Consider the following 26,138-nt stretch of genomic DNA (forward strand, 5'->3'; position numbering starts at 1 on the left):
TCACAAAACTACATCTGTACACGAAAATGTGTTTGAGATATAAAGCTCGAAGAGGAAATTAATATACTGACTTTCAAACAAAGGGCAGTGGAGAGCACACGTGCTCTTTATTTATAGAGGAAATATAATGAAAAAGAACAATATACGCGTATATCCTGCTTTTCTTCGAAAAAAAAGTCCGTGAAATTTGCAACCTTCCCCTGCCCTTGCTCGTCTATTATAACAGAGATGAGAACAGACGAATTCATAAAACGTATTTTACCTTTAAAGGACAACCTGTACCGAGCCGCTTTCCGGATCACGGGAGACCGTATCTTGTCGGAACAGGTCGTGCAGGAAACCCTGCTAAAGGTGTGGAACCAGCGGAAAACATGGATGGTCATCGAAGACCTTCCGGCCTACTGCCTGATGGTGACGCGTAACCTCGCTTTGCGGAATGCCTGCCCTTGTCCGGACGACCGGGAACGGTTTGCCGTCAGGTAATTTTAGAGAAAAGGAGATATGGATTATACCCGGATACATGCATTGCTCGACAAATATTGGAGATGCATCACTACCGTAGAGGAAGAACGCGAACTGCGTCACTTCTTTTCCGGTGATGCCATTCCCCCTGAATTTCGTCCCTATCAGGTTTGGTTTCAGGTTCCGGAGGCCGAAGAGCTTCCTCCGTTAGGCTGCGAATTCGATAATAGGATCATTGAACGCATCGCCTGCATCCGCCGGAAAAAACGGCAACGTTTGCTTTTCTCGATATTAAGTGTGATTACCCTTATCTGCTTTGCGATCCTGGTGCTCTTTTTAGGTACTTTATTTTTTACGCCTGATTAGGAATTTCCGATATCGGGCTTTTTTCATTATTTTTCTGAATTATCTTCAGTTTAATCTTTATTGTTTCTACATTTGCAACAAGATGGCAGGAATCGTCATCTATTCGCATTAAATGTTTAATCTGATAAAAAATAGGGGAGAAATGGAGCAAGACAGTATTAATTCGGATATGAATGAGGCGGCTACTTTTGATAAAGAAATGTCTGAACTGATTCATGAACGGTTTTTGTTCTCAGAAGGGATTTCCTCTGATCTGCCCATCGGTATAGAGGTTTACGATTCGGACGGTGTTTTGCGGAGCATCAATGACTATGCTTTAAAAATGTATGGGATCGAAGACCGGAAGGCAGTCTTGAACACCGTGAACCTTTTCAAGAGTCCCTACGTAAATGAAGATCTTCTGGGGAAAATCAAAAACGGAGAAAATATAACGTTGGAGTTCGAATATGATTTCGACAAGATAAACCGTAACTCTTATTATAAGAGCATGAATAAGGATACGATGATTTATGAAGTGAAAATCTTTGCTATCCGGAATAAAAAAGGAACGATCATCGGGCACACACTACTTACGAACGATGTGACAAAAATAAAAGAGGCCGAGTTCAGGACAGAAGAAACTAAAAAGAACCTCGAACTGGCAATGGACGCTACCCATATGTCTTCATGGGTGTATGATATCGAGAAAGATAAGTTCAGTTCTTTGTACGGAACTCCTGTGGCGTGCGACGACATGACAATGGAGGATGTAATCGGGCTTTTGCATCCGCAAGACCGGGAAGTCGTGCGGCAACTTTTTGCTCAATTGATCGACAGGAAGATACAATACGGACAAGTCACGTTGCGTTTATATGACAATATTCGGGAACAATATCGTTATTATGAAAGTAGAATGAGGCTTTCTTCCGAACATTTACGCCGTCTGGAGATTATAGGGACGGAACTGGAAGTAACAGATAAGATCCGATTGGAAAAAAAAGCTCAGGATCTCTTGGCAAAAAGAGAGTTGACCATGAAAGTAAGTAATATAGTCCATTGGGATTTTGATGTGCATACCCGAAGATTCGAATCTTATAACGATCCTGTCAATGATTATGAAAGCGGTCGTTTGATAACGATCGACGAATATGTAAAATATATACATCCTGATGACCTTCCCATTTTTTCAGATGCCATACAATCCATGCTTGAAGGCAAAGACAGTACGAACAATTTCACTTGCCGGCTTCGAACCAAATATGACGATACCTGGCAATATTGCGACTTCACGAGTGTTCCCTTCGAATGGGACGAAAAAGGCGATGTGGTCCGTTTTACGGGATTCAGGCAAAATATACCCCAATTGCAAAAATTGAACAGAGAGCTGAGAGACAGGAGCAACAAGATAGAACTGTCTTTTAAGACAGTCGGCATGTCCTATTGGGATTTCGATGTCAAGACCAATCAGTTCAGGGCCTTTAACGATCCGGTAAACGATTATCAATCACAAAAGGTTTTTACTTTCGACGAGTACCTGAAAGCGGCCCATCCGGATGATCATGAAAACCTGCATAAATGTTTTGACCACATGTCTCAGGGAATCAATCATGATTTCAGCTTTAAGTATCATTCCAAGACGAAATGGGATAAGGATTGGCAGGTTTTGCTGGTCACAGGCATACCCGTCGAGAAGGATAAAAATGGCCGTTGCATCCGGTATACGGGCTTAACGATCAACAATACGAAGCGGGAAAAGATGATTCAGGAATTGAAGGAGTTGAAAGAAAAGGCGGAGCTTTCCGATAAACTCAAATCGGCATTTCTGGCCAACATGAGTCACGAAATTCGAACTCCGTTGAATGCCATTGTCGGTTTCTCACAACTCTTGCTGGAATGTGACGATAAAGAAGAAAAAGAGAAATATGTGGATATCATACAGTCGAATAACGAACTTTTATTGCGATTGGTCAATGACATCCTGGATCTTTCAAAGATAGAATCGGGGGTTGTCGAACGAAAAAAAGAAGAGTTTGACTTGGCTAAACTAACCGATGAGTTGTACACAATTGCCAAATCCAAGAATACGAATCCGGAAATAGAATTCGTTTTGGATAATTCTATGCAGGAATGCTGGGTCCTGTTAGACAAGAACCGTTTGAGGCAGGTTTGGATGAATTTTTTGACGAATGCGATGAAGTTCACGAAATCCGGATCTATAAAAATGGGATATGTCATGGAAGAAGACGGCGTCCGGGTGTATGTCGAAGATTCCGGTATCGGCATTCCGGAAGAATTGCATAGCAAAGTTTTTACCCGTTTCCAGAAATTCAATGATTTTGTACAGGGAACCGGTTTGGGGCTGGCCATATCCAAAGCGATTATCGAAGCAGCCGGAGGAAAAATCGGCTTTTCCTCTGTTGCGGGCAAAGGGTCGACTTTCTGGGCATGGCTGCCTTGCTGATAAACCGAAACATTTTCTTATCTTTGAAGCGCTAAGTCTAATTTAATTCTATTTTATTATGAAGACGAATATGGGAAAAGTATTTGTGGCATTTCTTTGTATGATGATGTGTTTGTCGCTTAATGCGCAGGATCTTACTCCCGGCATGGTTGTCGGAATGTGGAACTTCTCGGCTCCAGATGCTCCTTACGGCTATCAGGAAGGAACTTGCCAGATCAAGAAAACCGGTGAGAACCTGTCCGCCGTTTTCACGATCAGCGGCACTGAAATGACTGTAAAGGAAATCAAAAAGGAAAATAATTCCTATAAATGTAATTTTTATGTGGACGGAACTTATGTCTCTCTGACTTTTAAACAGGAAGACAAGAATAAGCTGACCGGAAATGCAAATGCGGAAGGCATGGCGATCCCTGTTGTATTCACTAAAACAGTCAAAGCCGTCCAAGCTCGATAATCCGTTTTCATCTATGTTCACTGTCATCGGTATTATGTTTGCGGGTATTGCCGCAGGCTATCTTTTGCGCAAAATCGAACTTTTGCAAAAGATCGGCAGACCTATTTCTTACACGATCCTTTTGCTTCTTTTCCTCTTGGGAATATCCGTCGGTGCAAATAAGGAAATAGTCGATAACCTTGCCACGTTAGGCGGCCAGGCTTTTCTGCTTGCTTTGGCCAGCACGGCGGGGAGCGTGCTGGCTGGCTGGGGAGTCTATCACCTGTTTTTTAAAGAAAGGAGCCGCAGATGAAAGGAAGCCTGATCGTTGTAGGATTCTTTGCCCTCGGTTGCCTGTTGGGATGGAGCGGCTGGTTGCCGGATGCCATTACTGAAAACGACATTACGGTATATGTCTTATATCTGCTGATGTTTCAGGTCGGGCTCAGTATCGGCAGTGATAAGAAACTGAAGGAGATTCTCGGCAGTATTCGTCCGAAACTGCTTTTGGTCCCTTTTGCCACGATTGCCGGGACGTTGGTCTTTTCGGCTTTAGTCAGCCTGTTGCTTACTAAGTGGAGCGTTTTTGACTGCCTGGCAGTAGGAAGCGGTTTTGCCTATTATTCTCTTTCGTCTATCCTGATTACCCAGTTGAAGGAACCGTCTTTGGGTGTCCAGCTCGCCACCGAATTAGGGACGATCGCTTTGATGGCAAATATCATGCGCGAGATTATGGCTCTTCTCGGCGCGCCTCTTTTTGTCAAATATTTCGGCAGATTGTCTCCTATCTGTGCCGGCGGCGCCACGACTATGGATACGACCTTGCCGATCATCACCCGCTATTCAGGAAAAGACCTTGTTTTCATTTCAATTTTTCATGGGATTATTGTAGATTTTACGGTTCCGTTCTTTGTGTCGTTCTTCTGCTCGTTATAGATCTGTTTTTTCTACTACCCACCTCTCAATATTCCGTGTCTCCTTGCTGAAGTTCACGCCAATCTTGAACAGCTTGCGGGGATCGGAAGCAAAAGGCAGGGCGTATTTTTTTTCATTGATTTGGCAGAGGGCATCTTCGGCTGTGCCATCAAGTTTAAATTCCATGATATAGATGAAATGATCCGTTTGTAGAACCAGATCGATGCGGCCATTGGAGGTTCGGTATTCTGCTTTTACATAGAAACCGATCAGCTTGAAGACAATGAAAAGCACATTCTGGTAATGCAGTTCCAGGTCACGGACAAGTTCGTAGGGAGTGTCGGCAAAGAAACTTTGTAGGCGGCGGAAGAAAGAATCATAATCACCATTTAGTATCTCTTGGACGAATTTTTTGATCTGGAAAGATGAATCAACTTTGGTCGTATTTGCATAAAACGGGAGAAGAAATTTCATAAAGCCCTCTTCCACTTCCCGATTCGGGAAACCTAAACGATAGATTTCGAAATGGCGATCATAACCTTTAATCGTTAGATATCCGCTTTGATAAATGACAGGGATAGGGTCAGTAGAAGAAGAATCGATGCTGTTCAACGTATCTTCGTCTGTTTCGACATGCGCCATAAGGTGCAGATCATAATTATGCATCTTAAGCAATTCTACTAAATAGGTCGGCGTACCGGTTTCAAACCAATAGTTTCCGAATTTTCGTTTAGTAAACGTGTTCAGTAAGCTGAACGGATTAAATATACCGATGCTGTCCTCTGCAAAATGATAACCGTCATAAGACTCTTTCAGTTTGGCACATGTCTCTTCGAAAGTCAGATGTTGGGCTTGGGCCAATTCTTTTATGCCATCATCGAAATTGTCATACAGCTCTTGTTCGGTAATGCCGCATAGAGTAACATAATCATTCCACATCGATAAGTCCATCAGGTTATTCAAGGCACTGAATACGCTTATTTTGCCAAACTTGGTTACACCTGTCAGAAAAGCAAATTTGATATAACCATCCATTGTTTTGATTACGCTATAAAAGGCTTGCAGGGTTTCGCGAAAACGTTGTTGCAAATCTTCATTGCCAATGGCTTGCAGCATTGGTTTATCATATTCGTCTACAAGGATGGCAACACGATGTCCGGTCTTTTCTACTGCTCGCCGGATGATTCCTTTGAAACGAAGCGGAAGAGATATTTCCGAGGGTTCTGTCCCATAGATTTTCTCCCATTGGCAAAGTGTGTTGTTTAGTATATTCTCTATGCTTTCCGCGGTCTCATATTTCTCTGTGTTGAGATCTAAATGCAGGACCGGGCGTTTCACCCAGTCTTTTTCCAATTTTTCTATGGCAAGTCCGTTGAAGAGTTCACGTTTCCCTTCGAAATAGGCTTCGAGAGTAGAAATGAGCAGACTTTTCCCAAAGCGGCGAGGACGGCTCAAGAAAAAATAACTGCCGGCTTTAACTAATTGATAAATTAAAGCTGTTTTATCAATATAGAAATATCCATCCTTACGGATTTTTTCGAAGTTCTGAATGCCAATGGGATAGATCTTGCTCATAATGAAATGATTTTTGGATTCTGAATATTACAAAGATACGTGTTTCTTGGTATATAACAATCTGTCCGGCTAAAGTTTAACAGAATAGAAAGAGTGTGTTAAAACTACTCCATTCCCGCATTTGATGCTATGGCCTTCAAGCGTGGGGATGGGGTGTCTTAACACACTTCTTTCTTTTATTTCTTGCTTATCTCTTTCAACATCTCTTTTACCGCCTCTTCCAGCTGGTGGTCTTCGCCTTTCAGTTGTGATTCGGGGGAGTTGTAGACTTCGATGTCGGGTTCGAGTTGCTGGTTTTCGAGATAACGGCCCTGCATGTCCTTCATGCCGACTTGCGGGATACCGAAGACGATCGACGGGTCGATCTGGGATTCCCACCATACGGCGGTCATTGTTCCCGGTACGGGAGCACCGATCAGTTTGCCGATTTTCAGTGTCTTATATGTCCAGGGGAAACCGTGGGCGTTCGAGTAATTGTCTTCGCACATCAGCACACAAGACGGTTTGAGCCATCTGTTGAACGGATCATTACCGATGAATTGTCCGCGTGGAGTGAATTTGGCATACAGTTCGCCGCTCAACAGGATTGCCAGATCTTCATGCAGCCAGCCGCCACCGTTATGGCGCGTATCGACGATCACCGCTTCCTTCTCGCGGCAACGGCCTAACAGTTCGGAATAGGTATCGCGGAAACTTTCGCTGTTCATGCCTTTGACATGCACATATCCGATCTTTCCGTTCGACAGCTTGTCGACCATCCGGCGCTTCTGTTCCACCCACCGCTTGTAAAGCAGATCGGATTGTGTGCCGTAGGTGATCGGCTTGACTTGTTCTTCGAAGCGTTCTTTGGTGGTCGGGTTGTAGACGGACAGCAGTACCTTCTTGCCGGCCTTGCCGCTCAATAGCGGATAATAATCTTCGCCACTCTTGATGCTCGTGCCGTCTATCTTTTCGATGATGCAGCCCGGTTGGATCTTGGTGTCGGCTTTTGTCAGCGGGCCTTTGGCAATGATCTCTTCGATCTTCAAGCCGTCGCCTGCGTAACTGTTGTCATAGAAAGCGCCCAGGCTGGCGGTTGAAGGAGCGGAAGAAGCCGAGCGGTAGCGTGCGCCGGTATGTGAACCGTTCAGTTCGCCCAGCATCTCAGAGAGCATTTCTGCAAAATCGTAGTTGTTGTTGATATGCGGAAGGAACTTTTCGTATGCCTTTTCATATCCGGCCCAATCGATGCCGTGTATTTTCGGGTCGTAGAACTTGTCCAATACCTGGCGCCAGGTGTGATGGAAGATATATTCGCGTTCTTTCGCCGGACGATATGAAAATTCGGCTTTGAATCCGATCGGTTTCGTTTTGCTGTCCTTGATCTCGATCTTCTTCAACTGGCCTCTCGAAACGAGGAAGATGTTTTCACCTTTCTTGTCGGGGAACATTGTTCCGCCGCCGACACCTTTGATCAGCAGTTTGGTGGTGTTCTCCTTGAAGTTGTGTTCCCACAGGTCGTAACCGTCTTCGAATGCGGCGCAATAGTACAGTTTGTCGCCCTTCGGCGTCAGGACGGCGTCGCCTAAGAATGACGAGTTGACGGTCAGGCGCATGATACGGTCTTTACGGTTTGCCAGGTCGAATTTAAGCGGTTCGACCGGCTTGTCTGCCTTTTCGTCCTTTTTCTTGTCGCCGTCTTTATCCTTGTCTTTCTTGTTGTCCTTGTCTTTTTCGTCCTTATCCTTGCCTTCGTCCTCTTTTTCATCGTCCAGCAAAGCCTGTTCCTCTTTGGAAAGACGGAATTTGTCGTATGCTTCGCCATCGAAGAACATGATGTAAATATCATCTTCCGCTCCCCAGCTGCCGTGACTGCGGTAACCGGCACGATCGGACGACCAGATCATCGCCTTTCCGTCCAGGACCCATTTGGCGTTGTTGTCGGAATAGCCGCTTTCGGTCAGGTTGGTCATTTCGCCGCTACCGTCCGCTTTCACCAATACGATGTCCGTATTGTTCCATCCGCCGATCGCGATATATTTGGCAAGGAACCATTTGCTGTCGGGCGACCATTGATAATACTGGTCACCATCCGAATAGGAGTAATTATACTTACCATCCAGAACGGTGCGTACCTGTTTGCTCTTGAGATTGATCACGCGCAACGTTGTCCGGTTTTCCAGGAAAGCGACTTCTTTTCCGTCCGGCGAGTACATCGGCTGGAAAGAGGTCTGCGAGGTTACCACTAACGGCTCTTCCTTCAATTCCTGCGCGTAGGTGAAGTATTTGTCGTCCTTGCGTGCCAGGCTGCTCTGGTAAATTCCCCAGGTCCCGCCCCGTTCGGCCGAGTAAACCAACGAGCGTCCGTCAGGGCTGAAATCGAGGTCGCGTTCCTGCTGCGGCGTGTTGGTGATCTGTCTGGTCGTTTCGTAATCCACCGAAGTCACATATACATCGCCGCGCACGATAAAGGCGACTTCCTTTCCGTTCGGGGAAACTGCGATATCGGTGGCCCCGCTTGTCTTGAGCTGGTGGATCAGGTCGTTCTCCACCTTGTCCGAAATGATCCGGACATCCACTCTCTTCGGCTGTGCGCCCTCTTTGACCGTATAGATCCCGCCGTCATACCCGTAACAGAGGTTGCCGCTGTTGTCGGAAGTCAGGAAGCGGACCGGGTGCGTGGTATGGTTGGTTATCTGCCGGCTGTTCTTGCCGGTCAGGTCGTTCTTGAATATATTGAAACTTCCCTTTTCCTCGCTCAGGTAATAGAAGGAGGAGCCGTCCGCCGCCCATACCGGATTGCGGTCTTCTCCCTTGAAGGAAGTGATCTTCCGGAAGGTGCGTTCCGGGCCGAGCGTGCACAACCAGATGTCGCGCGTGATGGAGGACTGGTGGTGTTTGCGCCAGGGATCTTCATATCCCTTCTTGTCCTGGTATAAGAGCTTGTCGCCCTTCTTGTCCAATGCCAGGCTTTCCATGGCCAGGGACGAATAGAGAACCGGGCGGCTCCCGTCGAGGCTGGCCTCATAGATCTGCGGGAATTGTCCGGATGGGAACTGGCTGTCTTTCACATCCTGCTGGATCGCAGCCGAGTAGAGGATGTGTTTCGCATCGCTGAACGTTTCCGGATATTCGTTTGCGGAGTGGGTGGTCAACTGTTTCGGGCTGCCCCCTTCCTTGTCCATCACGAAGATGTCGAAATTTCCGTTCCGGTCCGAAGCGAATGCGATCTTGCTGCCGTCAGGCGACCAGACCGGGCGCGTATCATGAGCCGGATGGGTTGTCAACTGGGTAGCTTTGCCACCGTTTGCCGGAACGGTGTAGATATCGCCTTTGTAGGTAAAGGCAATCGTTTCACCGTTTGGAGAAATAGCCGGATAGCGCATCCATAACGGATCGTTTTCGGCCAGCACGTTTGTCGTAAATAGTAGTGCTGAAGTCAGGATAAATAATGATTTCATGCTTCGCGTTTTTATGGGCATAAAGATACGGCATTATTATAAAAAAAGAGATAAATAAACTTAATAGTAGCCGTTTTGTAGTTTATTTCTATCTTTACGAACTCAAAGTGAGGGTGAATATGCATGAAACAGCGATACATAGCAATACTATAGAAAAACTTAAACGAGGCTCATATGAAGCGTTCGATACATTATATAATATGTACGCGGATTCTTTGTACGGTTTCGCCTTGCTGCATACCAAGTCTGTCGTCCAGGCCGAGGACATCGTGCAGGAGACGTTTCTCAAGTTGTGGAACATGCGTGCCTCCCTTTCTGTCGAAGGTTCCTTCAAATCCATGTTGTTTACGATTGCCAAGCACCAGGTGATCGATGCTTTCCGCCAACAGATCAACCGTCCCGATTTTGAAGATTACATCCGCTTTTGCGAAGATGAGAACCTGTTAGACAATACTTCAGTTGAAAAAATCTATTACGATGACTTTGTCGACAAGTTAGCGCTTGCCAAGCAAAAACTGACTCCCGCGCAACGGAATATCTTTGAAATGAGCCGTGAGGAGGGAATGAGCAACGCCGAAATAGCCGCCCTTTCGGATATCTCCGAGCAAACGGTAAAGAATCATTTGTCTGCCGCCTTGAAGATCCTGCGTGAGGAACTCCGGAAATATAATTATCTTTTTGCCCTTTTCATATAAGAAAGTCAGAAAACATTCCCTGCATCTCAAGTGATTCCCTGAATTTTTTCAGTTATTCCGTTTAGGTGAAAATAAATTTTCATGCAAGGGAAAATTTATTTTCACCGGCATGAAACAAAAGTTTCCTCGGCATGAAACAGAAAATATGCTTTAGAACATATGAAAACGTCTGGTACTTTTTCTGTACTCCTTCGTGTAACTATAAACAAGCGATAAATTATGACCGATTTATTCAATAAATTATATTCTCAATTCTTAAGCGGAAAGACCAACCGGAAAGACTTCGAGGCCTTCAAGGAGTCCTTGAATCATCTTTCGGACCAGGAACTGTCCGAAAGGATGGAAGCGTTTTGGAATGAGAATACGGTTTATCCGCCTATGGAAGCCGGCCGTAAGCGGGAAATTCATCGGAGACTTCGTTTGCAGATACATCCTCCTAAGATCTCCATACGCTGGTCCCGTATCGTGGCGGCGGCGGCCGTGATTGCCGTCTTGTCCGTTACGGCGTGGAACTTTTCTCTTCTGCATGAATTGCAAAATGCGAACTCTTCTTTCTTGGCGGAAGTTCCGGCCGGAGATAAGGTGCAGTTGACCTTGCCGGATAAGAGTTCTGTCAAATTGAATTCGGAAAGCTCTTTGTCCTACGCCTATGTCAACGGAAAGCGTGTCGCCCGCTTGAAGGGCGAGGGGTACTTCCAGGTTTCCAAGGACAGGAAACATCCGTTTGTCGTGCAGGTCGGCAATCTGAATATCGAAGTGTTGGGGACTTGCTTCAATGTCTATTCGTATGAGGAGAATGATTTTGTAGAGACTTCCTTGATTGAAGGCTCCGTGCGCCTCTACGATTCCAAGTCGCCTTCTGAAAGTTTTATCCTGAAACCGTCGCAGAAAGCGATCTATTCGAAAAATAATGGGAAAATCAGTTTTCACAATACAGACAATGTAAAAGAAACCGCGTGGACGCAAAATCATCTGGTGTTCGAATCGGAGAAGTTGGGTTCGGTGTTCCAAAAGATCGAAAGATGGTATGGAGTACATATCGACCTGCTCTGCCCGGAGATTGCGAACGACCAGATTTCCGGTTCATTCAAAGACGAACAACTCCCGTATGTCATGGAGGCGCTCAAATTCCAGTACGGGTTTAATTATGAAATCACAGGAAACAATGTTACGATTAATAAGTCTAACCAATTAAAAATAAAATGAGCCTATGAGATGAACAGGTGAAATCTAAGAAAAAGTGTTTTTAAAAATCAATTGTTTAATTCTAACTTAAGTCTATTTATCATAGTCATGAAGAAAGTATTTCGGAGTGCAGCACTCCTGTTTTTGTGTACAACGCTGTACGCACAAGACATTTCGCAAACAATGTCAATGAATTTGCAGAATGTCACATTGAAAGAGTTTTTTAAGAATCTGGAGGCACAGACTTCTTTTTCAGTTGTTTACCGGGATATCATTCTGAGCGAGAATCCGGATGTGGTCGTTTCCGCTTCCAATCGCCCGTTAAAGGATATCCTGTCCCAGGTGCTGGAAAAACACGGTCTTTCCTACAAAGTGAGCAACAAGACGATCGTCATCGTCAAAGCTCAGGCTTCCGTGAAACAACAAAAAACCAAGAAAATATCCGGTGTGATTACCGATGAAACAGGTCTTCCGGTGGCCGGAGCGAATATCGTAGTCAAGGGAACGACCAACGGGACCATCTCGGACATGGACGGTAACTTCTCTTTGGAGGCGGCTCCGGGGGAAATGTTGGAAATATCCTATATCGGTTTTTTGCCGATGGAAGTGAAGGTCGATAACAAGAATACCTTCGATATCCTGATGAAGGAGGATGCACAGGGGTTGGATGAAGTGGTCGTGGTCGGTTATGGTACGGTGAAGAAAAGAGACTTGACCGGATCGGTCGCTTCCGTAAACGCATCCAAGATTTCGGCTGTTCCGACTTCCACCGCATCGGAAGCATTGCAGGGACGTATTCCGGGTGTTGTCGTTTCCAACTCCAACTGGTCGCCGGGTTCGACTCCGAGCGTGATGATCCGTGGTAAACGTTCGATCACGGCCAGCAACGATCCGTTGTATGTGATCGACGGTGTTCCCGTTACCGGCGGTATCGGCGAAATCAGCCCGTCGGATATCGAGTCTATGGAAGTGTTGAAGGATGCCTCGGCAACGGCTATCTATGGTGCTCGTGGTGCGAACGGTGTGATCCTGATCACCACCAAGCAAGGTAAATCAGGCAAGACGCAGATCGATTATAACGGCTATGTCGGGGCGCAGACAATCCTGAACCAGCTCGATTTCTGGGACGGTCCGGAATATGCCGAATATACGCGCGAGTCTTATCGCAATACGAGCAATAATTCGATCCGCTACAACTCGGATGTGGCTTCAAGGGACCAGGATATGGTCTGTCCGGGGTTCACACGCGACCCGTCGATCATGGAATCGGTCATGATGGGCTGGGGTGACGATGGCGTTTACTATCCGTCCCGTGTGCGTACGACCCGCTATATGGATCATGTGACCCGCACCGGTATGGTGACCGACCACCAGTTGAGTATCCGCGGCGGTGGCGAACGGACGAACTTCCTGGCTTCCGCTACCTACAATAAGAATAACGGTATCTTCAAGGATGAGGATTATGAACGCTATTCGATCCGTTTGAACCTGAACCACGAGATCAACAAATATGTGAAGATCGGGGCGCAGACACAATATTCGCATGCCATCCAGCAACGCGGGGCAGGGCTTGCCGGTGGTTGGCGTTTAAGCCCGTTGGCCCAGTTGTGGGATGAGAATGGCGAGATTATTCCGTTGCCGGGTTCTTATAATGTATATAATACGATGATGGATCTTGTTCCGGGGGCTGTGGACCGTCCGTTGAAGACTACCCGTTACTTAGGTAGCTATTCTTTGGATATCAAACTGCCGGTCGACGGCTTGAAATTCCGTTCCAATTTAGGTGTCGACGCCCGCACGGTACAGGATTACGAGTTCAGATCCGCAAAAACGAGCAACCGCGGTATGGGTACTTCATACGCAAGAAATGCCGTAGACAAGTACACGATGTTTACCCTGGAAAACATGCTTTTCTACGATAAGACGTTCAACGACAAACACACATTGGGCGTGACTCTGTTGCAGTCCATCCAGGAAGATAAAAAGGAAAACGTGAACGTCGCAATGGAGAACCTGCCGGCGGATAACCTGAAATATTATGATCTGGGGTCGGGCTTGGTGACCAACACGATCGGCAGCTCGATGGTCAAGTGGAATATGGCTTCCTTCATGGGACGTATCAATTATAACTATTTGGGACGTTACCTGTTGACGGTTTCCGCCCGTTACGACGGTTCTTCCCGTTTGGCCGACGGACATAAGTGGGTGCTTTTCCCTTCCGCCGCATTGGCATGGCGCATCAATGAAGAATCTTTCATGTCGGGTACATCCGGATGGTTGGATAACCTGAAACTGAGACTCGGTTTCGGTAAGACCGGTAACTCGGCCGTTGATCCTTACCAGACAAAAGGTACTTTGTCGTTGATCCGCTATCCGTTCGATAACGGTGCATCGGGAACGATCGGGTATGCCCCGAACGCGATGGCGAACAGCCTGTTGACGTGGGAAACGACGGACCAGTGGAACTTGGGTATCGATTTCGGTGTGTTGAGAGGACGCATCAACGGTACGATCGACTTGTATATGCAGAATACGCATGATCTGTTGCTGAAACGCCAGTTGCCGGTTGTTTCCGGTTTCCCGAACGTGCTTTCGAATGTGGGCAAGACACGCAACAAAGGTATAGAAGTCTCTATCAACTCTCTGAACATCAACACGAAGGATTTCCAGTGGACAACCGATTTGATGCTGTCTTCTAATAAGGAAGAAATCGTGGAACTGTATAATGGCAAAAACGATGATATCGGTAGCAAATGGTTTATCGGCCAGCCGGTGAATGTCCACTATGACTACCGGAAAGTAGGGATCTGGCAGAACACGGAATCCGACCTTGCCGAGATGGCGAAATTTGCCGCCAACGGAACGGATTTCGCTCCGGGAGATATCAAGATACAGGATGTGAACGGCGACTATAAGATTACGGATGCCGATAAGCAAATTTTGGGTAACCCGCGTCCGAAACTGATTGCCAGCATGGTGAATACTTTCAACTATAAAGGTTTCGACCTGTCGGTCTTTTTGTATGCGAGCTTCGGCGCTATGCTGTATAACGATATTTATGCGGTGGAACATTGCGGACGTAACGGCGGTGTGAAAGTAGACTACTGGACACCGAACAACCCGACGAACGCTTATCCGCGTCCGAGTATCGACGAAGAGCGTCCGATCTACATCACATCCACTTATTATGAAAAAGCGGACTTCCTGCGTGTGAAGACAATGACGATGGGATATACGTTGCCGAAGAACCTGACCAAGAAGTTCCTGGTTGAGAAACTGCGTGTTTACTTTACCGCCCAGAACCCGTTTATTTTTACCAACTACACGGGTATCGATCCGGAAGCTGCCAAAGTGGACGATGCCGGTAATCCTAAAACGGGCGGTAGCGGTTTCGGTACTCCGAGCGTCAGCTCCTGGATTTTCGGTATAAACATGACTTTGTAATTTTAATCTTATAAATAAAGAATGAAAATGAAATCTATATATTACTATATGCTGGCAGGCCTGACGCTTTCCACATCGGGTTGCAGCAGTTGGTTGAGCGAAGACGACGCTCCGGTGATGTCATACGATTATTACGAAACGGAAGCCGGGGTTAATGCTGCCATTACGGCGGCCTACGGTTTCCTCCGTTGGGGAGTCGGTGGCGAACGTTTCGATGTGTTGACCGAGCACGGTACGGACCTGTTCACGGAAGGGGAAGACGGCAATAACCGCGAATCGTATAATAAATATGCAACGCAGTTGAACCCGGACGACGGTATTCTGTATGAGATGTGGGAAAACCACTACAAGGGAATCAGCGATGCCAATATCGCCATGCAGAAGATCCTGGATTCAAAGGATTTGCTTGAGAATGTGAAATCGCAGAGCTATGCGGAAATGCAGTTTATCCGCGCTTACCTCTATTTCGACCTGGTACAGCAATTCGGACGCATTCCCCTGGTTACCGAAGGTAGCTTTGATATCCGTACGGACTTCAAACGTGCTCCGGTTGCCGATATCTATAATTTGATTATAAGCGATTTGCGCAATGCGGTGGAGAATCTGCCTGAAAAGGTTGCCACCAAGGGCCGGGCTACCTGCTATTCGGCTGCACATCTGTTGTCCAAGGTTTATCTGACTCGCGGTAGCGCCGTCAGTGACCAGCGTGGGCAGAAAGCAACCGATATGGACAGTACGCTGTACTATGCCGAGAAGGTGATCAACAGTGGCGCTTTTACTCTTCAGGAAAACTTCTCTTCCCTGTGGGATATCAGCAACCAGGGAAATTCCGAAGTCGTGTTTGCCGTACAGTTCACGACCGAACCGATGTTTAACGGTGATGGCAACAGGCAGCATCTCTATTGGTTGTCCTGGTATGAAGACCAGCCGGGCATGTTGCGCGACATTGCCAACGGCCGTCCGTACCGCCGTCATGTGGCTACCAAGAAGACGATGGATGATCTGTACGACCGCCTGCACGACTCACGTTTTTACAAGAGTTTCAAGTGGGTATATTATGCCAATAATGTAAATACGTTGCCCGTCTGGGAATCCCTGTCTTATGATGGCACTGTCTACTTTAATCCGGATCCTTCGAAAGGGCAGGTTACCGGCCAACTGAAATTCCAGCATGGCGATACAGCTATTTATTATACGATGGAAAAGACCGGATACGAATCGAACAGCAACGATATGCGTAAGTTCCGTGCCAACTATACGTATTCTTATTTCCCCCGTGAAATGCATTCGATCCGTTATTTCCCGTCATTGGTGAAATATCTCGATCCGAACCGACCTTCCGTATCCGAAGAAAAGGGTTCTCGCGAATGGGTGCGTATGCGTTTGGGTGAAACGTATCTGTTGGCTGCGGAAGCTGCCGGCCGTAAAGGGGATTTCGACAAGGCTGCCGAATATATCAATGTGGTCCGCAAGCGTGCCGCCTGGTCCGAGGGGGAACAGAAAGACCAGCAGATCTGGCTTTTTGAAGGTGGAGTGAACGATACGAAGAGTACCTATGACGCACTGAAAGTTTCTCCCGCCGACCTGCAAGGTGACTTTATCGAATTTATCCTGAACGAACGCGGGCGTGAATTGCTGGGAGAAACCAACCGCTGGGAAGACCTGGTGCGTTGTGAACTGCTGTACGACTGGGTGAAGAAATACAACCCGGATGCAATCTACATCAAACCGTATCACAAGCTTCGTCCTATCCCGCAGAAACACATCGACCGTCTGAATCCTGTCGGCGAACTCAGCGAAGAACAGAATGAAGGTTACTATTAAGCCTGTGCTCGGAGGTTAAGCGATATAGAAAACAGATAGTAATTAAAAAACGGCCGGCTACGATGGAATAGATGATATTCCGTCTGTAGCCGGCTTTTTGTGTTTTTCTGAAGAGCCGTGAAAAAAAGCTGGGAGGAATATCGGTTTTTTAAATCTTCTGTTTATCTTTGCCGCGTACTGTAAGCCGGATAAAGCGTTATCGCTGGTACAACTTTAGTGGTGAACACGAAAGTTTATATATTATCTCTCGATTGAAACCTCGAAATTTCAGAATAACTGGTAGATAGTATGTGAATTTTGTTCACGTTTTGTCTTGTCGTACAAGGTGGATGCTTATGCATTTGCATGTTCAAGATAAAAAACGTGGGTAATTATTGCATACAACTAGTTATAGGTTTTCGAGGTCCTTAATCGAGTGTATGTTGTTAATTCCCACGTTTCTTTATAATAACCATCCAATTTGGGAATTGTTGGATATACGGGATTTTTTCAGGTTGAATTTAAGCAAATATGGAATTACCTTTATCTATCTCAAATTTTCAGGAGCATTGGTTGTTGTCTCTTTCGAAAAAACTTGATCCTGTCAATATTACTGAACTTTTTTGGCAATTGCGATCCTATGTCGTCCTGCATCATGTGGAGTTTAAAGACTCTTCGTTCTCTTTTTCATCAATCGGTATTATTAATTTTGTGGATATCGCCGGTTTTGTCCGGAAGGGGGATACTTTGGGCATTTTGTTGAAGGACGGCCGTATCTGTTTGTTTTCCGCGTCGAGCATGGACCGGCAGTGCATATTGGTTTGTGATCCTGAGTTTTATAAGCGCACGGGAAGGATGTTGCCCGGTTGGTCTCTTTTAGCCGCGAAACGGCAATTATTATGGTGGAAAATAAAGGAATATCTGCGCAGGAACATACTTTGAGCTTTACTTTTTTTACCTTTGTCGGCAGACTAAACGATAATAGGTATGAAGAAGAAACTTATCTTTTCTTTATTGGTTCTGGCTGGCGCCCCTTCACTGTTGATGGCGGCGGACGAAGCGCGTTTGTTGCGTTTTCCGGCTACGAACGGCAATGAGATTGTTTTCTCGTATGCAGGCGATCTCTACAAGGTTCCGGTTACGGGTGGCGAAGCCGGGCGTCTGACTTCGCATGTGGGATACGAAATGTTTCCCCGTTTTTCTCCGGATGGTAAAACGATTGCATTCACCGGGCAATACGATGGTAATACGGAAGTGTACACCATGCCGGTGACGGGCGGGGAACCGCTGCGCGTGACCTATACGGCAACGAACAGCCGGGATGACTTGGGCGATCGTATGGGACCGAACAACATCGTTATGACCTGGACGCCTGACGGTAGCCGGATCGTGTACCGCAACCGTATCGGCGACGGCTTTAGCGGGAAGTTGTTCACGGTGGAAAAGGAGGGAGGCTTGTCCGAAGTCATTCCACTTCCCGAAGGTGGTTTTTGCAGCTATTCTCCCGATGGCAAACAGCTGGCTTATAACCGTGTTATGCGGGAGTTCCGTACTTGGAAATACTACAAGGGCGGAATGGCGGATGATATCTGGATCTATAATCCTGATAAGAAGACAGTCGAAAACATTACGGACAATCCTGCCCAGGACATTATCCCGATGTGGATCGGAGACGAAATCTTTTTCCTTTCCGACCGTGACCGGACGATGAATATCTTCGTTTATAATACGAAGACCAGACAGACGGATAAAGTCACGGACTTTACCGAATACGACGTGAAGTTCCCCAGCGCAAACGGCAATATGATCGTCTTCGAGAACGGCGGTTATATCTATAAGATGGATGCCGGGAGCAAGAAGCCTGAAAAGGTGGATATCACCCTGGCTTCCGACAATATCTATGCCCGTAGCGAAATCAAGGACGGAGCCGGCTACATTACCGAGGCCAGCCTGTCGCCCGATGGTGAACGTCTGGTGGTGACTGCCCGCGGCGAAGTGTTCAACCTGCCGGTAGAGAAGGGGGTGACAAAGAATATCACCCGTTCGCCGGGAGCACATGACCGCGATGCGCAATGGTCGCCCGACGGCAGATTCATTGTCTATATTTCGGATGCGACCGGAGAGACGGAACTCTATATGCAGGATGCCACCGGCGGCGGACCTGTTCAGCTGACAAAGGACAACGATACCTATATCCGCGGTTTCGAACTGAGCCCGGATTCCAGGACGGTTGTCTATACGGATCGCAAGAACCGTGTGAACCTGTTGGATATCGCTACAAAACAGGTGACGACCTTGTTGCAGGACCCGATGGGCGAACCGCGGGGCGTGACTTTCTCGCCGGATAACAAATGGCTGACTTATACTCGTACGGGAGACAATGAAAATAGCATCGTCTATGTTTATAATCTGGCTGATAAGAAAGAATACCCGGTGACGGATAAGTGGTATAATTCCTCTTCCCCGGTATTCAGTACGGATGGCAAATATCTGATCTTTGCATCCGCACGCGATTTCAATCCGACCTACGGATCGCTGGAATGGAACCATGTCTATAATAATATGTACGGGGTTTACCTGGCGCTGCTTTCCAAAGACACTCCTTCTCCTTTTATGGAAAAGGACTCTGAGGTTGCCGTGGCCGAAGATGAAGCGAAGAAAAACGCTCCGGCAAAGAAGGAGGAGACTGGAAAGGAAGAAGCTGTCGCTCCGGTTGTCAAGATCGACTTCGACGGTATTACGGACCGCATCGTCAAACTGCCTGTGAGCCCTTCCTATTATGGCAGTTTCTACTCGGATGGAAATAAAGTTTATTACTGGGGACGCGGCGGCACGAAAGTATTCGACCTGAAAAAGCAGAAGGAAGACGTGGTGGCCGACGGCGCTTCTATGGATGTCGAACCCGGCAGCAAGAAAGCGCTCTTCTTCAAAGGGAATGCCCTTTATGTGACGGATATCCCTTCGGGGAAAGCAGACCTGAGCGATCCGGTGAACCTGTCGAACATGAAGATCACGGTCGATTATCCGAAGGAATGGGCACAGATTTTCGATGAGGCTTGGCGGGCTTATCGTGACGGTTTCTATCTGGAGAATATGCACGGGATGGATTGGAATGCGATCAAGGCGAAATATCAGGTGCTTGTCCCGTATGCCAAGACACGTCTGGATTTGAACTACATCATCGGTGAGATGATTGGCGAACTGAACTGTGGGCATGCGTATGTGAATCCGGGTGAGACAGAACGTCCCGACCGGATTAAAACGGGGCTGTTAGGAGCCGAGATCTCTCGTGACAAGAGTGGTTTCTTCCGTCTGGAAAAGATACTGCCGGGCGCTTCCTGGAGCAAGTCGCTACGTTCTCCGCTGACGGAACCGGGCATCGACGCGAAGGCAGGCGAATTTATCGTGGCAATCGACGGTGTGCCGACAAACAGTGTGAAAGATATGTATTCGTTGCTGGTCGGCAAGGCGGATGTCCCGACGGAGATTTCGCTGAACAGCAAGCCGCAGTTGGCGGGAGCACGCAAGATCGTGATCAGTCCGTTGGAAGAAGAATATTCTCTGTATCACTATAACTGGGTACAGGATAATATCAAGAAAGTCGACAAAGCGTCGAACGGCAGGATCGGCTATATCTATATCCCGGATATGGGACCGGAAGGACTGAACGAATTCTCCCGCTATTTCTATCCGCAGCTCGATAAGGAAGGCCTGATTATCGATGACCGTGCCAATGGCGGTGGAAATGTTTCGCCGATGATCCTCGAACGCCTTTCCCGCGAACCGTACCGGCTGACGATGCGTCGCGGTTCCGCCCGTATCGGGACTGTCCCCGATGCCGTGCAGGTAGGTCCGAAAGTCTGCTTGATCAATAAATACTCGGCATCCGACGGCGACCTCTTCCCGTGGGGTTTCCGTGCGTTGGGATTGGGCAAACTGATCGGGACGCGTACGTGGGGCGGTATCGTCGGTATCAGCGGCTCGTTGCCTTATATGGACGGGACGGACATCCGCGTGCCTTTCTTCACGAGTTTCGATCCGAAGACCGGAAACTGGATTATCGAGAATCATGGTGTCGATCCCGATATCCTGATCGATAACGATCCCGTCAAGGAATGGAACGGTGAAGACCAGCAGCTCGACCGCGCCATCCAGGAGGTGATGAAAGAACTCCGGAACCGCAAACCGCTACCGGGAGTGCCGGCACCGAGAGATTTCTCTAAATAATATTGTTTACTTGTTACTTTTGGCTTGATCCAAAAGTAACCAAAAGATCAAGGCTTAACCGTCCGGTCTACTCCGGGCAAAGGTTCCGCTGTCGCCTGCGAAACTCGCTTCGCTCAAACAGCGCAGGCTCTTGCCGCTTCACCTTTGCCCTCCGCTTGACGCCCGTCCGCTTAGGCCTTTCCAAGAAAGCTCCGCTTTCTCTTGGGATTGCCGATACCGACGGTTCTTCTGCGGCCCCGTGCGGGGCACGGGGACAAGCCTGTTCCCGCACTTGATGCGGGATCGCAAAGGAGCAGGCAGCATCGGCAATCCCCAAAGAGCCGCCAGGCTCTATTTCCGGCCTAAGCTGGTGAGCGTTAAGCGCAGAGACCGTAGTGAGCGCCCGGAGCGTCTGCTGTTTGAGCGAAGCGAGTTTCAGACGCGACAGCGAACGTAGGGAACGGAGTAGCGAAGCAGGTTCGGCCTTGATCTTTTGGTTACTTTTGGATCAAGCCAAAAGTAACAAGTAAACCAGCATTTATAAAATCAATTAATTTTCAACTTTCAGTTAGAATATGGAACGTTTTGCCGCAATCGACTTTGAGACAGCCAATGGAAAACGAAGCAGTATATGCAGTATCGGGATTGCTATTATTGAAGACAATAAGGTGGTCGACTCTATTTACACGCTGGTCCGTCCGTATCCGAACTTCTACACCCGGTTTACCACTGCCGTTCACGGCATAACCATGCAGGACACGATCGATTCGCCGGACTTTGAGGAAGCTTGGGCCGGGATTGCCGGTAAATTACGGGATATCCCGTTGGTCGCTCATAACAGCCCCTTCGACGAGGGTTGCCTGCGGGCCGCCCATGAAGCCTATGACCTCGCCTATCCCAAATACCAGTTCTATTGCACCTGCCGCCTGTCCAGGCGGATGTATCCTTTCCTCGTCAACCACCAGCTACAGACCGTCGCCGCCCATTGCGGGTACGATCTGACCTATCACCACCACGCTATGGCCGATGCTTATGCCTGCGCGCATATCGCAGCGACGATGATGCGGGAAAAAGGAGTCGAAAGGCTATGCGAACTCTAACAGATGGAGGGTTTAGGAGCCGGCGGGCCACACAGTAGCGCGTCTACGTCTGTTGGGGAGCTATTGTTCTGATTGTCGAAACATCATTTACCTTAAATTCTTTTGATATGTTCAAAAAGATTCTCCCTGAAGACTTGTATCTGAGTGTGCTTGATAGTTATAAACCATCGGAAGAAGATTTGTGGCGCGGAAAAGTCGCTCCGGACCGCCCTGCCCGTTATCTGTCGGGCAACGAGGTGATCGATGCCGCTGTCGACTTACTGCATCGCAATCGTCATCAGACCTGCGATTTCTATGCCGCCCGGCTTGGCATCCCGTTGCGCGACCTGAATGGCTTCTACCGGGTGATGACGGGGATGAATTTCGAAATGTGGCGTGATCGTTATTTGGTTCTCATGACCAAAGAATTGCTCGAAAAGACGAAAATGAGCAGTAGCGAGATCAGTGCATGGATGAAGTTCTCCGCTGTCAACGGTTTCGCTCGTTGGTTCAGCCGTTTGGCCGGCCGCCAGCCCATCGAATGGAGGAGAGGATGGCGGGGGAACGATCCGAGGGCGAAATATCATTTCGACGACTGAATCGTCCCGGCCTTTTGCTTGCCGGCGATCTTGTCGACCACGATTGCAATCGCCCCGTCGCCCGTCACATTGCAGGCGGTCCCGAAGCTGTCCATCGCGATGTAGAGGGCGATCATCAGCGCTTGCAAGGTCTCGTTGAACCCTAACATGCTTTGCAGCAATCCCAGCGCGGCCATGATGGCTCCGCCCGGTACACCGGGAGCGGCGACCATCGTGACTCCCAACATCATAATGAATCCGGCAAGGGCGGTGAAAGTGACGGGTTCGCCTGACATATACATGATTGCCATTGCGCAGGCTGTGATCTTCATCGTACTGCCCGCCAGATGTATCGTGGCACAAAGGGGAACGACGAAAATCGCGATGTTCTCCCGTACGCCGTTCTTGACTGCCTGTGCCAATGTCACAGGGATGGTGGCGGCTGAGGACTGCGTGCCCAGTGCGGTCGCGTATGCAGGGAGCATATTCTTCAGCAACCGCAACGGATTCTTTCCGCTGACGCTGCCGGCGATGGTGAACTGGATAAGCAACAATAATACGTGCAGGACGAATATCACGATGATCACTTTCAGGAACATGGCGATTACACTCATGACCTGTCCGCTCACCGTCATGTTCAGGAAGATACCGAAAATATGGAGCGGCAACAAGGGAATGATAACCGCTTCGATCAAATTGACGATGATTTTCTGGAAATCGGAGAAGGCTTCCCGCAACGCTCCTCCGCTGATGTAGGACAGGCCGAGCCCGATCGTGAAAGAAAGCAGCAATGCCGTCATCACATCCATCAACGGGGGCATGGCCACCGTGAAGTAAGGCTGCAACATGAAGTCTTCGGGATTCTCCATTGCCGTCAACTCTGTGTTGACCGGAAGGATATGGGGGAAGATCGCCGAACTGCTGAAATAGGTGAAGAAGCCGGAAAAGATAGTCGAACCGTATGCGATCAGTGCGGTCAATGCCAGCAACCTGCCGGCCCCTTTGCCCAATTCCCCGATGGCCGGTGTCACCAGCCCTAAGATGATAAGCGGGATTGAAAACGACAGGAAGTTGCCGAACAAAGAATTAAACGTAACAAAAATGCGGGCGATCCCGCCGGGCAGGAACTGCCCGAACACGACACCGGCGGCAATGGCAATGACCACTTTAGCCAGTAACGACACTTTCAGCTTTTTCATTTTTCCTTTTTATTTTGAACCCGATCGCGGCAATCGTGATGCTCATCAACGGGCTGATTAGATTAAAGAAACAATAGGGAAGATAGGTGAATGTCGCCACTCCGAGGATCGTGGCCTGTGTCATGCCGCAGGTGTTCCACGGGATCAGTACGGAGGTAACGGTGACCGAGTCTTCTACCGTACGGCTCAGCAGGCGGCTTTCATATCCTTTCTTTTCATAAATATCCTTGAACATGTTTCCGGTCAGGATGATCGAGATATACTGGTCGGCCGTACAGATGTTGAGGAACAACCCCGATGCGACAGTCGATGCGACCAGCCCGACCGTCCGTTTCATGAAACGCAGGAATACGGAGGTGATGCTGCCTAACATTCCGCTTGCCGCCATCGCCCCGCCGAAGCACATGGCGCAGAGGATCAGCCAGATCGTATTCATCATGCCCGACATGCCTCGCGTGGCAACCAGGCTGTTCAGTTCCGGATTGCCGGTCTCTATACCCGTGCTGCCGTAGAACGTCATTAACAAGCCCTTGAAATCGGATTGGATATTTTCCACCGGTAAACCGGATATTTCCTGCAACAGGTGCGGTTGGAAGATCAGCGCGAACACGCCTGCCAACGCCGCCGAGATGAACAGCGTGATGATCGACGGAACTCTTTTGGCAATCAGGATGCCGGTGACGACCGGTACGATGAGCAGCCACGGTGTGATGTGGAACGTGTTGTTCAGGGCGATCGAGTATTGTTCGATCTGGTCCGTCGCCGTCGCCTCGTGCGAAAGCCCGGCCACCGTGAAGATCACGAGCGTGATGAGCAATGAAGGGACCGTTGTGACCATCATGTACCGGATATGTTTGAAAAGAGGCGTGTCTGTTACCGATGAGGCAAGGATGGTCGTGTCGGAAAGCGGGGATATCTTGTCTCCGAAATAGGCGCCCGAAATGATCGCTCCGGCAATCCATCCGTCGGAAAAACCTTGTGCCTGTCCGATGCCTAAAAGGGCGATTCCGATAGTGGCAATGGTGGTCCAAGAGCTTCCCGTCATGACCGAGACGACCGCACAGATGATGCAGGTCGATGCCAGGAAGAAACTGGGATGGATGATCTGCATCCCGTAATATATCAGAGTGGGGACGACCCCGCTTATCATCCAGCTGCCCGACAACGCCCCGATGATCAGCAGGATGATCAAGGCTGTCGCAACGCCGGTGATATTGTTGATCATCGCCAGCTCCAACGCTTTCCAGCGCACTTTGCTGTAGGTCATGGCGATCAGGCAGCAGACGGCGGTAGCGGTAAGCAATACGATCTGGCTTCCGCCGCTGAGGGCGTCACTGCCGAATGTGCGTATTGTCACAAATAAGAGGGTTACCAAAACAAGTATGGGAACCAGGGAAAGTAAGGGCGAAGGAATCTTCGTCGGATTATGCTCCATTCTCAATAATACTTATTTCTATGTGTTTACTTTGCAAATTTAATGGAAAAGCCTCAAAATGTTCCTATTATATAACTGATTTTAAGAACGTATTAATGATTTTGCAGTAATAATTCCTTCAATTCTTTCACCCCTTCCGATGCTCCTTTCCGGATGAAACGGATATCGTCGCGATAGGCTTTTACCTCTTTCGGGTCGATGAGGTAGATCGGCTGGCCGCGGCGCACGTAGTTCAGCAGTCCGGCGGCGGGATATACGTTGAGCGAAGTGCCGATCACCACAAAGATGTCGCAATCTTCCACCTGGCGGATCGCCGGATCGATCATCGGGACCGCCTCGCCGAACCAGACGATAAAGGGGCGGAGCTGTACCCCGTGAGGATCCTTGTCTCCTATATGCAGGTCCGGATTTTCGGGCGAAATATCGTATGTCGTATTCAGGTCGCGCACGGAACAGGCTTTCATCAGCTCACCGTGCAGATGGATCACATGGCTGCTTCCCGCCTGCTCATGCAGGTTGTCGATGTTCTGAGTAATGATATGGACATCAAACTCTTGTTCCAGGTCGGCAAGCCCGATATGCCCGGCGTTGGGTTTCGTGTTCAGCAATTCCCGGCGCCGCTGGTTGTAAAAGTTGAGCACCAGTTCCGGATCGGCTGCGAAGCCTTCCGGGGTTGCCACATCTTCTACCCGATATTTCTCCCACAGTCCGTCCGAGTCACGAAAGGTCGAAATACCACTTTCGGCACTCATCCCGGCGCCGGTCAGTACGACTAATTTCTTTTTCATAAGGCAGTTGTTCTATATTTCTTACAAATATAGAAAAGAAAAATCATTCCGGCTTCCCGATTTTACCTGTAAAAAGGATCGTACCCGTACTTTTT

At 48.3% G+C, this 26,138-nt stretch carries 18 protein-coding genes; 13 read left to right on the top strand and 5 right to left on the bottom strand.

Features of this window, described 5'->3' with window-relative positions; all coding sequences use genetic code 11:
* The first annotated feature begins 228 nt into the window (after positions 1–228).
* From ACW6QF_RS08950 to ACW6QF_RS08975, 6 genes are all read left to right on the top strand, one after another.
* The gene (locus ACW6QF_RS08950) at positions 229–483 is read left to right on the top strand and encodes an RNA polymerase sigma factor (protein WP_298549102.1); all 255 of its coding nucleotides are present in this window, start codon (positions 229–231) and stop codon (positions 481–483) included.
* Between the two features lie 18 nt (positions 484–501).
* Complete coding sequence (locus ACW6QF_RS08955) at positions 502–828, top strand: hypothetical protein (RefSeq protein WP_456087554.1); 327 nt, start codon at positions 502–504, stop codon at positions 826–828.
* Positions 829–970: 142 nt separating this feature from the next.
* The gene (locus ACW6QF_RS08960) at positions 971–3,268 is read left to right on the top strand and encodes an ATP-binding protein (RefSeq protein ID WP_456087555.1); all 2,298 of its coding nucleotides are present in this window, start codon (positions 971–973) and stop codon (positions 3,266–3,268) included.
* Positions 3,269–3,326: 58 nt separating this feature from the next.
* Positions 3,327–3,722, top strand: a complete 396-nt coding sequence (locus tag ACW6QF_RS08965; protein WP_456087556.1) for a hypothetical protein — start codon at positions 3,327–3,329, stop codon at positions 3,720–3,722.
* Positions 3,723–3,735: 13 nt separating this feature from the next.
* Complete coding sequence (locus tag ACW6QF_RS08970) at positions 3,736–4,014, top strand: LysO family transporter (protein ID WP_298549110.1); 279 nt, start codon at positions 3,736–3,738, stop codon at positions 4,012–4,014.
* A complete protein-coding gene (locus ACW6QF_RS08975; RefSeq protein WP_456087557.1) occupies positions 4,011–4,637 on the top strand; it encodes a lysine exporter LysO family protein in 627 nt (208 codons plus the stop codon). Before ACW6QF_RS08970 ends, ACW6QF_RS08975 begins: the two co-directional genes overlap by 4 nt.
* Here the strand turns inward: ACW6QF_RS08975 and ACW6QF_RS08980 are convergent.
* Both ACW6QF_RS08980 and ACW6QF_RS08985 read right to left on the bottom strand, forming a co-directional pair.
* Positions 4,632–6,191 carry an ATP-binding protein gene (locus ACW6QF_RS08980; protein ID WP_456087558.1) on the bottom strand — a complete coding sequence of 520 codons (1,560 nt, stop codon included), beginning with the start codon at positions 6,189–6,191 and terminating at the stop codon, positions 4,632–4,634. The genes ACW6QF_RS08975 and ACW6QF_RS08980 overlap by 6 nt on opposite strands.
* A 176-nt stretch (positions 6,192–6,367) precedes the next feature.
* A complete protein-coding gene (locus tag ACW6QF_RS08985; RefSeq protein ID WP_456087559.1) occupies positions 6,368–9,631 on the bottom strand; it encodes a S41 family peptidase in 3,264 nt (1,087 codons plus the stop codon).
* A gap of 119 nt (positions 9,632–9,750) precedes the next feature.
* Between ACW6QF_RS08985 and ACW6QF_RS08990 the strand changes: the two genes are divergently transcribed.
* The 7 genes from ACW6QF_RS08990 (at position 9,751) to ACW6QF_RS09020 (ending at position 22,642) form a co-directional block, all read left to right on the top strand.
* Positions 9,751–10,326: an RNA polymerase sigma factor gene (locus ACW6QF_RS08990; protein WP_456087560.1), complete on the top strand. Its 576-nt coding sequence runs from the start codon at positions 9,751–9,753 to the stop codon at positions 10,324–10,326.
* Positions 10,327–10,545: 219 nt separating this feature from the next.
* Positions 10,546–11,532 (top strand): FecR family protein, encoded by a 987-nt coding sequence (locus ACW6QF_RS08995; protein WP_298549123.1) that lies wholly within the window; start codon positions 10,546–10,548, stop codon positions 11,530–11,532.
* Positions 11,533–11,619: 87 nt separating this feature from the next.
* Positions 11,620–14,955: a TonB-dependent receptor gene (locus ACW6QF_RS09000; protein ID WP_456087561.1), complete on the top strand. Its 3,336-nt coding sequence runs from the start codon at positions 11,620–11,622 to the stop codon at positions 14,953–14,955.
* 21 nt (positions 14,956–14,976) lie between these two features.
* Positions 14,977–16,779: a RagB/SusD family nutrient uptake outer membrane protein gene (locus tag ACW6QF_RS09005; protein WP_456087562.1), complete on the top strand. Its 1,803-nt coding sequence runs from the start codon at positions 14,977–14,979 to the stop codon at positions 16,777–16,779.
* A 966-nt stretch (positions 16,780–17,745) separates the two neighbouring features.
* Positions 17,746–20,985 (top strand): S41 family peptidase, encoded by a 3,240-nt coding sequence (locus tag ACW6QF_RS09010; RefSeq protein ID WP_456087563.1) that lies wholly within the window; start codon positions 17,746–17,748, stop codon positions 20,983–20,985.
* Positions 20,986–21,539: 554 nt separating this feature from the next.
* Entirely contained in the window at positions 21,540–22,064 is a 525-nt protein-coding gene (locus ACW6QF_RS09015) for a 3'-5' exonuclease (protein ID WP_186930703.1), read from the top strand.
* 107 nt (positions 22,065–22,171) lie between these two features.
* A complete protein-coding gene (locus tag ACW6QF_RS09020) occupies positions 22,172–22,642 on the top strand; it encodes a helix-turn-helix domain-containing protein (protein ID WP_456087564.1) in 471 nt (156 codons plus the stop codon).
* Here the strand turns inward: ACW6QF_RS09020 and ACW6QF_RS09025 are convergent.
* The 3 genes from ACW6QF_RS09025 to ACW6QF_RS09035 form a co-directional block, all read right to left on the bottom strand.
* Positions 22,627–23,820, bottom strand: a complete 1,194-nt coding sequence (locus ACW6QF_RS09025) for a dicarboxylate/amino acid:cation symporter (protein ID WP_456087565.1) — start codon at positions 23,818–23,820, stop codon at positions 22,627–22,629. The genes ACW6QF_RS09020 and ACW6QF_RS09025 overlap by 16 nt on opposite strands.
* The gene (gene nhaC / locus ACW6QF_RS09030; protein WP_298549140.1) at positions 23,789–25,255 is read right to left on the bottom strand and encodes a Na+/H+ antiporter NhaC; all 1,467 of its coding nucleotides are present in this window, start codon (positions 25,253–25,255) and stop codon (positions 23,789–23,791) included. Before nhaC ends, ACW6QF_RS09025 begins: the two co-directional genes overlap by 32 nt.
* Before the next feature lie 92 nt (positions 25,256–25,347).
* The gene (locus ACW6QF_RS09035) at positions 25,348–26,043 is read right to left on the bottom strand and encodes an SIR2 family NAD-dependent protein deacylase (protein WP_456087566.1); all 696 of its coding nucleotides are present in this window, start codon (positions 26,041–26,043) and stop codon (positions 25,348–25,350) included.
* Between the last annotated feature and the right edge of the window lie 95 nt (positions 26,044–26,138).

This window comes from Parabacteroides sp. (assembly GCF_977054455.1).

Excerpts from the sequence above, each read along its gene's own strand:
- ACW6QF_RS08950 (WP_298549102.1), top strand. The coding sequence starts at position 229 with ATGAGAACAGACGAATTCATAAAACGTATTTTACCTTTAAAGGACAAC.
- ACW6QF_RS08955 (WP_456087554.1), top strand. The coding sequence starts at position 502 with ATGGATTATACCCGGATACATGCATTGCTCGACAAATATTGGAGATGC.
- ACW6QF_RS08960 (WP_456087555.1), top strand. The coding sequence starts at position 971 with ATGGAGCAAGACAGTATTAATTCGGATATGAATGAGGCGGCTACTTTT.
- ACW6QF_RS08965 (WP_456087556.1), top strand. The coding sequence starts at position 3,327 with ATGAAGACGAATATGGGAAAAGTATTTGTGGCATTTCTTTGTATGATG.
- ACW6QF_RS08970 (WP_298549110.1), top strand. The coding sequence starts at position 3,736 with ATGTTCACTGTCATCGGTATTATGTTTGCGGGTATTGCCGCAGGCTAT.
- ACW6QF_RS08975 (WP_456087557.1), top strand. The coding sequence starts at position 4,011 with ATGAAAGGAAGCCTGATCGTTGTAGGATTCTTTGCCCTCGGTTGCCTG.
- ACW6QF_RS08980 (WP_456087558.1), bottom strand. The coding sequence starts at position 6,191 with ATGAGCAAGATCTATCCCATTGGCATTCAGAACTTCGAAAAAATCCGT.
- ACW6QF_RS08985 (WP_456087559.1), bottom strand. The coding sequence starts at position 9,631 with ATGAAATCATTATTTATCCTGACTTCAGCACTACTATTTACGACAAAC.
- ACW6QF_RS08990 (WP_456087560.1), top strand. The coding sequence starts at position 9,751 with ATGCATGAAACAGCGATACATAGCAATACTATAGAAAAACTTAAACGA.
- ACW6QF_RS08995 (WP_298549123.1), top strand. The coding sequence starts at position 10,546 with ATGACCGATTTATTCAATAAATTATATTCTCAATTCTTAAGCGGAAAG.
- ACW6QF_RS09000 (WP_456087561.1), top strand. The coding sequence starts at position 11,620 with ATGAAGAAAGTATTTCGGAGTGCAGCACTCCTGTTTTTGTGTACAACG.
- ACW6QF_RS09005 (WP_456087562.1), top strand. The coding sequence starts at position 14,977 with ATGAAAATGAAATCTATATATTACTATATGCTGGCAGGCCTGACGCTT.
- ACW6QF_RS09010 (WP_456087563.1), top strand. The coding sequence starts at position 17,746 with ATGAAGAAGAAACTTATCTTTTCTTTATTGGTTCTGGCTGGCGCCCCT.
- ACW6QF_RS09015 (WP_186930703.1), top strand. The coding sequence starts at position 21,540 with ATGGAACGTTTTGCCGCAATCGACTTTGAGACAGCCAATGGAAAACGA.
- ACW6QF_RS09020 (WP_456087564.1), top strand. The coding sequence starts at position 22,172 with ATGTTCAAAAAGATTCTCCCTGAAGACTTGTATCTGAGTGTGCTTGAT.
- ACW6QF_RS09025 (WP_456087565.1), bottom strand. The coding sequence starts at position 23,820 with ATGAAAAAGCTGAAAGTGTCGTTACTGGCTAAAGTGGTCATTGCCATT.
- nhaC (WP_298549140.1), bottom strand. The coding sequence starts at position 25,255 with ATGGAGCATAATCCGACGAAGATTCCTTCGCCCTTACTTTCCCTGGTT.
- ACW6QF_RS09035 (WP_456087566.1), bottom strand. The coding sequence starts at position 26,043 with ATGAAAAAGAAATTAGTCGTACTGACCGGCGCCGGGATGAGTGCCGAA.